Genomic DNA, 13283 nt, shown 5'->3' on the forward strand with positions numbered 1-13283 from the left:
CCTTTTTATTAAAATTTTGTAATTAGATCGTTTAAAAAACTTTTAAGTGCGGCAAGTATAACCCACATAATCAGGACTGGCGAAGCCCTGTCAATGCAATAACTTGCTGCAAATTCGTTGCTGAATGTGTATCTAGCCAATTTACCTCTGGCCAACCACGCAACCATGTCATCTGGCGCTTGGCTAACTGGCGTGTAGCAACAATGCCACGATAGACCATTTCATCATAGTCGATTTCACCAGTGAGATAAGACCACATCTGCCTATATCCGACACTCCGAATTGAAGGGAGTTCCGGATTTAAATCTTGCTGTTCAAATAATTGCCGAACTTCACCCTCAAAGCCAGCTGCCAGCATTTGTTCAAAACGAAGTGCAATTCGCTCATGCAATATTGCGCGATCTGCCGGCGCAATAGCAAACTGCTTGAAGCGATAAGGCGCTTTGCTTTGCTCTTGCTGTGTTTGTAACTCCGTCAATGACTTACCGGAGATACGAAATACTTCAATTGCACGACTCAACCGTTGCGGATCGTTGGGGTGAATGCGTGCAGCTGCCACCGGATCAAACTGTGCTAACTGTTGATGTAAAGCTTCCCAGCCTTGCTGTTCAGCTTCAGCTGCTATTTGCTGGCGAATCTGTTGGTCAGCGCTAGGTAATGACGACAAGCCTTCAAGTAAGGCTTTGAAATACAACATGGTACCGCCAACCAATAATGGCGTTTTACCGGCACCAACAATTTCTGCCATATGCGCCAACGCATCTCGGCGAAAGTCAGCGGCGGAGTATGCCTGGCACGGATCGATGATGTTAATCAATCGATGCGGCGCCCGGGCTAGTTCCTCAGCCGTCGGCTTTGCCGTACCTATGTCCATACCCCGGTAAACCAGCGCAGAATCGACACTGATAATTTCACAGTTGTAATGCTCTGCTAAGGTAATCGCTAAATCTGTCTTTCCAGATGCGGTTGGCCCCATTAAGGTTATCGCCAATGGCAACTGCTCGAGTTCAGACACGTTGTAGTACTCAGTTAAATAAGGTCGCTAGCAAATCAGCTGGCACTTGGCGCCAATATCGCGCCGACATATTCTCCGTCGCCACCGACAATAGCTGTGGCGTACGAGGCAGCCAAACTGGCATCGAAAAATCGATTGCCACCAATGCCTTTGCCGTCTTGGCTTGATCATCCGACTCAAGTGTTACCAGTAAGTCATCAAGCCGATTGGCCAGATCCGTGTGCCGGAGTATCGCCGGTAAACTTCTGACAATCAGTTTATTGGGGCGCGGTAATACGATTTCAATACCAAATTGCGCCGCGTAGTCTAGGATTTTTCGCCACCGTTCACTTTGTTCTGGCGCAATTGATACCGCCATGGGTAACAGTAGCGGCTGCGGGTGCCATGGCAACGGCATTAAAGTAAGTGCTAACTCTGACACTGCTAATTCAACATTGAACAACCAAGGTTTTTGTTGATGAAATAGCAAGACGAAGTTCGGCTCTACGGTAATAAACTCGGGTCCAGATTCAACGACTCGTGTTTTATCAGACCGGCGCTCAGGCTCCTCAACACGCTGAGTCAGCGCGTCAATCGGTGCAATCAGCGCCTGATAGTTTTTCACCGCAGTTTGCGAAGGTGAGCGCTCGGCTACCCATTGCGGCTTGTTGCCAAAGGAGTGGCTAGGGTAGTTTGATGGCGCCGGACTAGCAGCCTGATGAACCGGCGTTGCTGACACAACCTCACCGGTATCACGGTCAACGTATTCGCTACTTTGTTGCTGTTGAGGTTCGGCGACTGCAAGCTGGGTTTGCTGCAACGCTTGCGCAACGGCTTGCACAACGAAATCATGGACTAACCGCGTTTCTATAAAACGCACTTCGTGCTTGGTCGGATGAACATTAACATCGACTTGATCGAACGGTAGGTCAATGTACAGCACATAGCCAGCTAAACTGGTGTCAGAAACCACCGCGGCATAAGCTTGTTTAATCGCGTGGGTTACCACTTTATCGCGGATCATACGACCATTGATAAAGGTGTACTGCGGCGGATTTTGCACCTGACAAGCCATTGGTTTAAGTAACCAACCCGCAAGTTTTAAAGTCCCTGCATCTTGCTCAATCTGAACCAAATCTCGGCAAAAACCTGCGCCACAGATCATTTGTAAGCGCTTAAGTTTAGCCACATCGGTATTACAACGTGGCAAATTGCGAATCGACTTACCATTGTGACTGAGAGCAAAACCAACATCAAAACGAGACAATGCCAGTCGTTTGATCAGTTCATCGATATGGTGAAATTCAGTTTTGTCAGCCCGCAGAAACTTGCGCCGAGCAGGGGTATTGAAGAACAAATCGGCAACTTCAACCGTTGTCCCAACAGGATGCGCAGCTGGTTTGAGCTGAACTTGCATGTCTCGACCTTCGGCATAAGCTAGCCAAGCTTCAGTTTGCTGTGGCGGGCGAGATGTCAGGGTTAACCGCGACACCGAGCTAATACTGGCCAATGCCTCACCACGAAACCCTAAAGTTGCAATCGACTCAATGTCATCAAGCGAATGCACCTTGCTAGTGGCATGTCGACTCAACGCCAAAACCAATTGCTGCTTGTCGATGCCACCGCCGTTGTCGCGGATCAACAGCTTGTTCTGACCACCGCGCTCGACTTGTACTTCGATATTTGTGGCGCCAGCATCGAGACTGTTCTCGACTAACTCTTTTACCACTGACGCAGGCCGTTCAACCACTTCACCTGCCGCGATTTGGTTGGCTAAGCGAGGCGGTAAGATTTCAATGTTCATTACGAGCTGCCGGGAATTCGTAAAACCTGACCGATACGAACGACGTCAGATTTTAGTTTGTTTTCTTTTTTCAGCTTGCTCACTGAGGTCTTGTATCGAGCAGCGATGAGAGAAAGTGATTCGCCGCTTTGAACCACGTGCTGGCGACTCTTGTTTCTTGCCAGATAGGAACCATGGGGCGGATGCTGCTTGAAGTAATCTCGGGTACCACGAAAGATAGCGAGCGCTAACTTATCTTGGTGGCTGGCCGTTGACAGCAATTTGGCTTCAGTCGGATTGGAAATAAAGCCAGTTTCAACCAAGATCGATGGGATGTCTGGTGATTTAAGAACCGCCAGACTAGCGGCCACCGGTTTCTTTTTATGGAGCTTGGTGACTTTCCCCATTTCTTTGACAATGCGCGCCGCCACCTCTTGGCTTTCTACCATCGAACGATCCATCGACATATCGAGTAACGCCCGCGCGACATATTTTTCGCTGCTGGTGTTTTCAATCACCTCGGCTGCCCCGCCGAGTAACTCAGAGTGCTTCTCAGTTTGTTCCATCCAGCGACCAATTTCAGAATTGGCCCGCCCTTGGGACAGTACCCACACCGAGGCGCCGCGTGGTTGTGGCGAGGTAAAGGCATCAGCATGAATCGAAATCAACAGATCCGCCTGGCGTTTACGAGCAATTTCTGAGCGTCGATTCAGGTTCACGTAGTAATCGCCGGTCCGAACCATGGTCGCTTTCATACCTTTTTGTTTATTAACGTAATTCGCCAGTCGCTTGGCAATTTGCAAGGTAATCCGCTTTTCGAATCGTTTGCCGGGACCAATAGAGCCCGGATCTTCCCCGCCATGTCCTGCATCGATGGCGATAATGACATCACGGTCTTGACTCACTTTTTGACTAGCAGTAATCGCTTTGGCTGGCTCACGCGTGTCAAAAGCATCAATGACTAATCGATCGCCATAAGGTTTAGTAGGTGACAGTGGAAACAGTACTGGCTTGACTGGTCTGGTTAACTCCAATACCAACCGCAAGGTGCCTTTTTCTGGTGGTTTGGAGGTCCGAATTTTCTTGACTAGTTTGCTATCGAGCTTGATTTTGCTGAGGTCAACCTTATTGCTCGTTTGCTTTAAGTCGACCACTAAGCGATGGGGATTGGTGAGGCTAAAGTACTTGTAGGAAGGTTGGTCTGACAGATCCAACACCACTCGTGTTGAGTCCGGCGACGGCCAAACCCGCACTCCTTTCAGATCATTCGCATAGGCAGCAGCCGACCAAGTCAGCACAACCAGTATGCCAACAAATAATTTGATTAGTCCCCTTGCGCGCTCCATGACACTCAATACCATCATTTTTTAGTTTGCGGATAACGCCTCTAACGCGCGTTTTGCCGATTCGCTATGAGCAACCAAATGAGCGACTCGCCCTTGGCCCTCATAAGTCAATGTAATCTCCAGATCAGGCGCAGGCAATATACCTTGACCACATTCTGGCCATTCAATGAGACAAAGTGAATGATCATCAAAGTATTCGCGGATCCCCATGAATTCCAATTCTTCAGGATCGGCCAGTCGATACAAATCGAAATGGTAAACCTGATGATGGTCAAATTGGTAGGGCTCGACTAGCGTATAAGTCGGACTTTTTACCGCACCTTGATGACCAAAACCGCGCATCACGCCGCGGCTCAAGGTAGTTTTTCCTGCGCCTAAATCACCATGTAAAAACACCACGGCGGGTAATTGCTGATGAACAGCAAGAGCCATTCCCAACGCTTCTGTGGCCGCTTCATCGGCCAGCGGATACAACAACTCAGTCATTACTCGGATTTACTAACCGTCTTACATGTGGATACAAATCGCTGGCCAGCATACCACGCTCGCCAAATTCAGCCGCCAAGTCTGCAGCATCACCATGAATACAAACTGCCAAGCAGGCCGCCTCAAACGCAGGAATACCTTGGGCCAACAAGCTGCCAATAATACCACTCAAGATGTCACCCATCCCTCCGCTTGCCATACCTGGGTTACCGACACGGCAGACGCGCATGTATTCGCCATCAGTGACTAAGGTGCCAGCGCCTTTAAGAATGACAATGCCGCCATATTTTTTCTGCAGCGCTGAAGCGGCAGCAAAGCGGTCGAGTTCGACGTCTTCGATGGTCATATCGAGTAATCGAGCCGCCTCACCAGGGTGTGGGGTAAGAATCCAATTGTCACGAAATGATGGACTATCGGCGAGAATATTAAGTGCGTCGGCATCAACAACCAAAGGAACATCGGTTTCCCGAACCATGGAAAACATCGACTGCCCCCAATTTTCTGTGCCCATGCCCGGCCCCACGACAATCACCTTAGCGACATCAGCAATGGTTTGACGTAACGTTGGACTGGCAGTTTGGGCACCAGAGACAATTAATTCGGGGCGATGGGACAAAATAGGCCCGATGTGCTCAGGGCGACTGATCACGGTGACAATGGCTGCCCCTGCGCGTTGGCATGCCTCAGCGGCAAGTCGAATCGCACCAGGCATACCCAAGTCACCGCCAACCACATAGACTTTACCGCACATTCCCTTGTGGTAAGTTCGCTGCCGAGCGCGCAAAAAGTGCTTGAAATTGGCATAGCGCACTTGCTCGACATGACTATCGATTTGAGCCTGAAACGCCTGTCGAATACCAAGTTCGTCAAATTCAATATCGCCAACAAAATCAGGTGCCCGACCGGTATACATACCTTGCTTGCGGGCAACAAAAGACACCGTCATTTCGGCTCTCACAGCCGTGCCGAGCACTTTACCTGTGGTGCCACATAAACCAGACGGGATATCGACCGCGCAAACCGGCTTACCGAGTTGGTTAATCACCTCAATCATGTAGTCGAATGGCGCCTCGACAGGACGATTCAAACCGGTGCCCAACAGTGCATCGACAATAATATCGGCTTGTTCGAGGTTGGCTTCATCAAACGGTAAGATCTGGCCACCACTTTGCAGCCACTTATCGCGAGCTTGCGCCGCTTCACCACTGAGGGTATTGGGATCCCCTACCTGAATTAGCTGCACACCAAAACTATGCTGGCGCGCTAATCGTGCAACAACATAACCATCGCCACCATTGTTGCCACGGCCACATAGAATCAGCAGTCGCTGTTTGTTGAGCCAACGCCGCTTAATGGCATTGAAACAAGCTTCACCAGCGCGCTCCATCAGCGCCGCTAAGGTTGCACCTGCCATTTGAGCGGCAACGGGTTCGTATTTACGGACTTGTTCGGGCGTGTAGAGCTTATATGGTAAACTCGCCGGAGAAACATCGAATTCAGTCATGAGCTTATGTCGGCACCGAGTGAAACAGATTTGAGTGAACTGGCCAACCTTATCAGGCAGTGGAGTAAAGCGCTAGGTTTCGCCGATGTTGGCTTTAGTGATTTGCGGTTAGCTCACCATCAGCAAGCCTTTGAACAATGGCTCAATGCCGGTTTCCACGGCACCATGAGCTTCCTTGAGCGCAATGGTGAATTACGCTTTCGACCCGAGCTACTTCACCCCAATACAGTGAGCATTATTTCGGTGCGGATGGACTATTTGCCGCATCAAGCTCGTTTCGCGAGCGATCTTGATGATGACTCGCAAGCATATATCTCCCGATATGCTGTTGGTCGTGATTATCACAAGGTCATGCGTAAACGCCTCAAGCAGCTCGGCGATAAAATTCAGCACTATTGTATTGAACATTTCGGCGAATCCAGCGATGCCCGACCGTTTGTTGACTCAGCCCCAGTGCTAGAACGACCAATAGCGGAAAAAGCCGGCCTGGGCTGGATTGGTAAGCACTCGCTACTATTAAATAGTGATTCGGGCAGTTGGTTTTTTCTGGGCGAGTTAATGATTAACTTGCCTCTGCCAGTCAATGAAACACTGGCAGTCAACCAATGTGGCGATTGCGTTGCTTGCCTTAAAATCTGTCCAACCAATGCCATCGTTGAGCCCTACGTCGTCGATGCCAATCGCTGCATTTCTTACCTGACCATCGAGCACGATGGCGCCATTGATACAGACCTACGACCATTAATGGGCAATCGCATCTATGGCTGCGATGACTGTCAGTTAATCTGTCCTTGGAACCGCGAAGCCGAGCCAACCGACGAAGCAGATTATCAGCATCGCCCAGTGTGGCAGCCTCATGACTTAGTGACCTTGATGGGCTGGGATGAGACGACTTTTTTAAACAACACCGCTGGCTCGCCGATTCGGCGGATCGGCTATGAGCGCTGGCAGCGTAATATTGCTATCGCCCTTGGCAACGGACCAAGCACTGATGCTGCAGTCGCAATCCTCAAGCAACAGCGCGGGCAGGTTAGCGACCTTGTCGACGAGCATATCGATTGGGCGCTGCAGCAATTGCAGATCATCCCGACTCAATCAAGAAAAACAGCCCGATTAGTGCGCTCTATTCGTACCGGTTTACCGCGTGATGCCGATTAACCATGACGGATTTCAGCGACAAAAAAACGCTGCTCCTCGTAAAGGGCAGCGTTTTTCATAAGGTCGAGAGTAACGCTTACTTGATGTTCTTACGAATCGCTTCGACTGCGGCCTTGTAATCTCGAGCGCGGAAGGCGTTGACAATATCGGTGTGCTCGTCGACCAGCTTGTCGGCATTCTTAATCCGGTGATAGTTCATCCGCATCCGAATCACAATTGGGTACCAGATATTCAATAAGCTGTCGCCGCCGCCAAGCTCAACATAATACTGGTGGAAAGCAATATCGGTTTTGGTCAACTCAGTGAACTCACCTGCCTCGAACAACTCTTCCATTTTGGCAATCAAGCTATCAAGGTGGTCAAGCTCTTGATCGGTTACCGTTTCGATCAGTTGTTTAGCAGCAAATTCTTCAATTTTCTTACGCAGCGCAATACTAAGCTTCTGCATGTCGGGAGTCAGAGGACTATTGACCGACGAACCGACGTTATCTTTACTAATCAGCAAACCTTCTTTGGTTAGCTTCAGAATGACATCACGAACGGGACCACGAGAGACGCCAAAGCGTTCTGCAAGCTGATGTTCATTTAATTTAGTATTGGGGGCTAAATCGCCAGAGATAATGTCAGAGCGAAGTGCGTCAGCAATTTGTTCTCGAACTGAAATAATTTTTTTTGCTCTCATCCCTAATCCCACGATTGCTAGTTTTCTAAAATCTATTGTTAACTCGTTATCTGCCAGCGATTGTATCTTTCCATCGCTGGAAAAGTCCAGAAAACGCCCTGTTGGTGAGATGCATATTAGTCACAATTTTGTTAACGCAACGATAAAAAACCGTGTAAATGTGACAATAATCGAACTTTGAATACTTTACACTGTTAACAATTAACAAGAAAAATAACCTGCTATATATTTAAAGCTTGTTTAACGCCAGAACAACGACAGAGAAACGCACATGACATCTCGTTCCATCAGTACTGCCGCAATCATATCCGCTTTATTATTCGGCTGTGATTCTGGCCAATCGCAACAACCACCAACCGTTTTATCCTCGGCTGAAAATGACGCGCTAATGCCGCTGAGCACCACCGACAACCCACTGAGCATTGAATTTGAAAATGCCTCTGGAACAGTGCTTAAAGAGGCAACCCAGCAGCGCTTACAAGTATCATTTGCTGGTCAACAACATCTTTACTCGGCGGTGGTATTGCGTCCGGAATCACCGTGGGACTGGAGCGAGCTGGAAGATTTCCACTTGGCGATGGACATCGCCAACCCAGGCGACCATTCGGTACAAATCTTCCTCGACATTGAAGATATTGATGGCGCCAATTACACCCGCTCGGTTGCCATCCCGATGGGACCGAGTAAAACCTACTACGCCAAAATTCACGGCCATGATCTGGCCACCCCAGATGGTGAAGAAAACGTTGAGCTTAACTTCCTTTCGGGCCTCCGCTCCAACCCTGAGACTTGGGAATCGGACGACACTCAGTTTATCTCCATGTGGGGCCAAAAGAACCTCAACATCAAAGGTATCAAAGAGATTCGCATTAGTGTGCAACACAATTTGTTTGATAAAGAGTTGGAGATCACCAATCTCAGGTTGCGCAAAAACCCAACTTTCAATGATAAGTTTCTGACCGCAATCGTTGATCAATTCGGCCAAAACGCCAACGTCGAATTTCCGGGCAAAATCCATAACATGGACGAGTTACAGCAAGCCCGAATCAATGAAGCCAAAGAGTTAACTGGCGAACTGATGCCAGAATTCGGTAAGTTTGGCGGCTGGAAGAATGGCCCTAAGCTCGATGCCACCGGATATTTCAGAACAGAGAAGTACCAGGGCAAATGGAGTTTGGTTGATCCGGAAGGCTATCTCTATTTCGCTACTGGGTTAGATATTTTGCGACTAGCAAACTCATCGACCATGACAGGCTACGATTACGACAATTCGCTGATCGATGATGTCTACGATGATGGCGTCACCCCGGATGATTCAAAAGGCCCAGCGGCAATCAACAAAGCGGCATTACCAACCCGCCACTTAGTTTCAGAGATGCGCAACAAGATGTTCACTTGGCTGCCATCGCACGATGAGCCTCTCGCGAAGTGGTATGGCTATCGCCCTTCAGCGCACTCGGGAGCCATGACCAAAGGCGAAACCTTTAGCTTTTATGGCGCCAACTTGGAACGCAAATACGGCGAGCAAGCGCCAATCGACGCTTGGCGAGACGTCACCGTTAAACGCATGATGAGCTGGGGCTTTACCTCTCTCGGCAACTGGACTGATCCGAGCTTTTATGACAACAACAAAGTGCCTTTCTTTGCCAATGGCTGGATCATCGGTGACTTTAAAACCGTCTCTAGCGGCAATGATTTCTGGGCTCCGCTGCCTGACGTATTCGACCCAGAGTTTGAACGCCGCGCTTTTATTACCATTGAGGTCGTGGCGCAGCAGGTGAAAAACTCGCCTTGGTGTGTCGGTATATTTGTCGATAACGAAAAGAGCTTTGGCCGCGGCGCTCACCCGGAAGGTCACTATGGCATCGTATTCCATACCCTACGCCGAGATGGTGCTGAAGTGCCAACCAAGGCTGCATTTACCGGTATATTGAAGGACAAGTACCAATCAATCGACGAATTGAACAAGGCATGGGATAAATCCTTCGCATCTTGGGAAGAATTTGATCAAGGTGCAGACTCGACGCTCAATACCGATGCCCAGCTAAAAGACTACTCCACCTTACTGCACGCCTACGGTGCCAAATACTTTGAAACCGTCAACAAGGCGATTGATCATTACTTGCCAAACCACCTATACCTTGGCGCTCGATTCCCAGATTGGGGAATGCCAAGAGAGCTCATTGAAGCAGCAGCCAAACATGTCGATGTGGTGAGTTACAACATCTACAAAGAGGGGTTACACCCGCAAAAATGGGGCTTCCTTGATGAAATCGATATGCCAAGTATTATCGGCGAATTTCATATTGGCGCCATGGACAACGGTTTGTTCCACCCGGGCTTGATTCACGCTTCCGATCAAAATGACCGTGCGCGGATGTTTGAAGAGTATCTGCATTCTGTAATTGATAATCCAAACTTCGTTGGCGCCCACTGGTTCCAATACATGGACTCTCCCATTACTGGCCGCGCATTTGATGGCGAAAACTATAACGTCGGTTTCGTCAATGTCGCCGATACACCGTATCGACCAATGGTTGAAGCGGCACGGCGCGTCAATAGCAGTATGTATCCGCGCCGGTTTGGCAAGTAACGTCGAACATGAGCGACCTTGAGTCGCGAAGGTGAAAAACGGACGCTTCGGCGTCCGTTGTCGTTAATGAAATGTGATCAATGACAAAACCACCACAATTATCAATTGTTAACAATCTACAAAGAACATAAACTAACGGTTAAACACCCAACAGCCCACTACGTTCATAACAAATTAGGGAGCTAGGCCCGATGAAATCATCATCATTTCTCATCGCCCCTTTGATGCTGGCATTGCTGGCAGGCTGCCAAGCCGATAATGCTACAGAGAATAGCGCTGCAACTGATATGGCAGCAAACACACAACAACCGAGCACGCCACTACTCGATCTAACCCAAGCAACCATTCCGGCTGAAGTAAAGTTTTACAATGCAGCTGGCTCGATGCTGCCCGGTCAAGGTCTAAAAGTGGATTTTGATACTGCCAAGCACAAATATGCTTCGGTCATGATTGAACCAGAAACACCGTTCGACTGGAGCGATTTGAAAGATTTCAACCTCGCGATGGACATAGCCAACGCCGGTGAACGCTCGGTCCAAATATATCTCGATATGACCGACATCGACGGCGGCAACTATACCCGCACCGTTGCCGTGCCAGTGGGTGACAGCAAAACCTATTACGCCAAAATGAGCGGCCATGATTTAGGGACGCCAGATGGTGAAGAGCATCAGGAACTGAACTTCAAGTCAGGCCTTCGCAGCAACCCGCCAACGTGGGAATCCGACGAAACCATGTTCGTTTCCATGTGGGGTAAAAAGAACCTGAATCTTAAGGGAATCAGCAAAATCATTATCAGCGTACAAAGCTCGCTCTATGACAAAGAGATCACCCTGAGCAATGTTCGTTTGCGTCAAAACCCGCCATTTAATGAGAACTTTTTAGATCACATCGTCGATCAATATGGTCAGAATGCATTGGTTCACTTTGAAGGCAAAGTCTATTCCCAAGCTGATTTAGACAAAGCCCGCGAGCAAGAAGCTCCCGAGCTGACTGGCCAAGTAATGTCTGGCTACAGCAAATTTGGCGGCTGGGCTGATGGACCAAAACTGGAAGCCACTGGCTTCTTCCGTACCGCCAAACATAACGGCAAATGGTCGCTCGTTGATCCAGAGGGCTACCTCTACTTCTCCACGGGCTTGGATATTGTCCGGTTAAACAATACCGCCACCATGACCGGCTTCGACTACGATCAAGCCGCAATGAAACCCGAGGAGCGTTCAGGCATTAGCCCAGAGCACCGCACTGCTGATCAGCGCATCAATAAACGCGCGCAGCGCTCTCGCTACGTGGCTTCCGACACCCGAGCAAGAATGTACCGTTGGCTACCTCGCTTTGAAGACAAACTTGGTCGCTGGTATGGCTACCGCCCTTACGCCCACTCTGGCGCATTGAAGAAAGGCGAGAGCTTCAGCTTCTATGGTGCTAACTTGCAACGCAAGTATGGCGACTCAGATCCACTAGGGGCTTGGAAAGAAGTATCAATCAACCGGATGTTGAGCTGGGGCTTCACCTCGCTTGGCAACTGGGCCGATCCAATTTTCTACGACAATGGCAAAATTCCATACGTCGCCAATGGTTGGATCAATGGTGATTATAAAACGGTCTCCAGTAACTTTGACTTCTGGGCACCAATGCCCGACGTGTTTGACCCTGTGTTCGAACAAGCGGCAATCAAAACCGTGAAACAAGTCGCTGCCGAAGTCAACGACTCACCTTGGTGCATGGGTGTGTTTATCGACAACGAAAAGAGCTTCGGCCGCGGTGAAAACAATAACCTCCATTACGGTATTGTGATCAACACGCTAGGCCGCAACGGCGCCGATGTGCCAACCAAAGCCGAGTTCACTCGCTTGATGAAAGCCAAATACGGCACCATTGATGCGTTGAACAAAGCTTGGGATAAGAACATTGCATCATGGCAAGCCTTTGATCAGGGCATTGATTCGTCGCTCACCAATGATACTCAACTGCAAGATTACGCCGACTTGCTTCATGCCTATGGTGACAAGTACTTCTCGATTGTCAGCGCAGCAATTAAGAAATATCTGCCAAATCACATGTACTTGGGCTCTCGCTTCCCTGATTGGGGCATGCCAATTGAGATTGTTAAAGCCGCTGCTAAGCACGTCGATGTAGTGAGCTACAACATCTATAAAGAAGGCCTACACCCGCAAACTTGGGGGTTCTTAGCTGACATTGATATGCCAAGTATCATCGGTGAATTCCATGTTGGAGCCAACGACAACGGTTTGTTCCACCCTGGTTTGATTCATGCCGCAGATCAACACGATCGCGCCGACATGTACACCGAGTACATGGAGTCGGTGATTGAAAATCCATACTTTGTTGGTGCTCACTGGTTCCAGTACATGGACTCGCCAATTACCGGCCGAGCCTATGATGGTGAGAACTACAACGTTGGTTTCGTCAATGTCACCGACACGCCGTATCGTCCGATGGTTGAAGCTGCCCGTAAGTTACACAGCCAAATGTATCCAAATCGCTTTAACAGCAACTAACAAATTGGACACCGACGAAAGCCACCCTCTGGGGCTGTCTCTTGATCACATCTTAGAGTTCAAGAGACTTGGCTAGCTCGTACCCTTCAAGGATGGCTTGTAATTTGCGCCATCCTTGCCACAGCACTTTAACTGAAGCTCTTCCGGTACGCTTGGTATCTTTCCAGCCTCCTAATCGCGCCAGTTGTTCATAAGCCCACAGCACTGAAGGCACT

The 13283-nt window shown here is 49.2% G+C and carries 9 protein-coding genes and 1 pseudogene; 3 read left to right on the top strand and 7 right to left on the bottom strand.

Going from position 1 to position 13283, the window contains the following annotated elements:
• Positions 1-70: 70 nt before the first annotated feature.
• The 5 genes from miaA to CBE68_RS17900 are packed head-to-tail and all read right to left on the bottom strand — an operon-like array spanning position 71 to position 6113.
• Positions 71-976 carry a tRNA (adenosine(37)-N6)-dimethylallyltransferase MiaA gene (miaA, locus tag CBE68_RS17880; RefSeq protein ID WP_229744809.1) on the bottom strand — a complete coding sequence of 302 codons (906 nt, stop codon included), beginning with the start codon at positions 974-976 and terminating at the stop codon, positions 71-73.
• Between the two features lie 49 nt (positions 977-1025).
• A complete protein-coding gene (mutL, locus tag CBE68_RS17885) occupies positions 1026-2798 on the bottom strand; it encodes a DNA mismatch repair endonuclease MutL (protein WP_087507585.1) in 1773 nt (590 codons plus the stop codon).
• The gene (locus tag CBE68_RS17890) at positions 2798-4141 is read right to left on the bottom strand and encodes an N-acetylmuramoyl-L-alanine amidase (RefSeq protein ID WP_229744806.1); all 1344 of its coding nucleotides are present in this window, start codon (positions 4139-4141) and stop codon (positions 2798-2800) included. Before CBE68_RS17890 ends, mutL begins: the two co-directional genes overlap by 1 nt.
• 3 nt (positions 4142-4144) lie before the next feature.
• A complete protein-coding gene (gene tsaE / locus CBE68_RS17895; protein ID WP_087507586.1) occupies positions 4145-4609 on the bottom strand; it encodes a tRNA (adenosine(37)-N6)-threonylcarbamoyltransferase complex ATPase subunit type 1 TsaE in 465 nt (154 codons plus the stop codon).
• On the bottom strand, positions 4602-6113 hold the full coding sequence (locus tag CBE68_RS17900) for an NAD(P)H-hydrate dehydratase (protein WP_087507587.1): 1512 nt from the start codon (positions 6111-6113) through the stop codon (positions 4602-4604). Before CBE68_RS17900 ends, tsaE begins: the two co-directional genes overlap by 8 nt.
• 6 nt (positions 6114-6119) lie before the next feature.
• Between CBE68_RS17900 and queG the strand changes: the two genes are divergently transcribed.
• A complete protein-coding gene (queG, locus tag CBE68_RS17905; protein ID WP_087507588.1) occupies positions 6120-7271 on the top strand; it encodes a tRNA epoxyqueuosine(34) reductase QueG in 1152 nt (383 codons plus the stop codon).
• 76 nt (positions 7272-7347) lie between these two features.
• On the opposite strand, the gene CBE68_RS17910 is transcribed toward queG, so the two are convergent.
• The gene (locus tag CBE68_RS17910; RefSeq protein WP_087507589.1) at positions 7348-7953 is read right to left on the bottom strand and encodes a GntR family transcriptional regulator; all 606 of its coding nucleotides are present in this window, start codon (positions 7951-7953) and stop codon (positions 7348-7350) included.
• A gap of 271 nt (positions 7954-8224) precedes the next feature.
• Between CBE68_RS17910 and CBE68_RS17915 the strand changes: the two genes are divergently transcribed.
• Complete coding sequence (locus tag CBE68_RS17915; RefSeq protein WP_087507590.1) at positions 8225-10546, top strand: beta-galactosidase; 2322 nt, start codon at positions 8225-8227, stop codon at positions 10544-10546.
• Between the two features lie 191 nt (positions 10547-10737).
• Positions 10738-13068, top strand: a complete 2331-nt coding sequence (locus CBE68_RS17920; RefSeq protein WP_087507591.1) for a beta-galactosidase — start codon at positions 10738-10740, stop codon at positions 13066-13068.
• A gap of 52 nt (positions 13069-13120) precedes the next feature.
• On the opposite strand, the pseudogene CBE68_RS17925 reads toward CBE68_RS17920, so the two are convergent.
• Positions 13121-13283, bottom strand: a pseudogene (locus CBE68_RS17925) (IS4 family transposase); the annotation flags it as partial.

This window comes from Neiella marina (genome assembly GCF_002165625.1).
Taxonomy (GTDB): domain Bacteria; phylum Pseudomonadota; class Gammaproteobacteria; order Enterobacterales; family Neiellaceae; genus Neiella; species Neiella marina.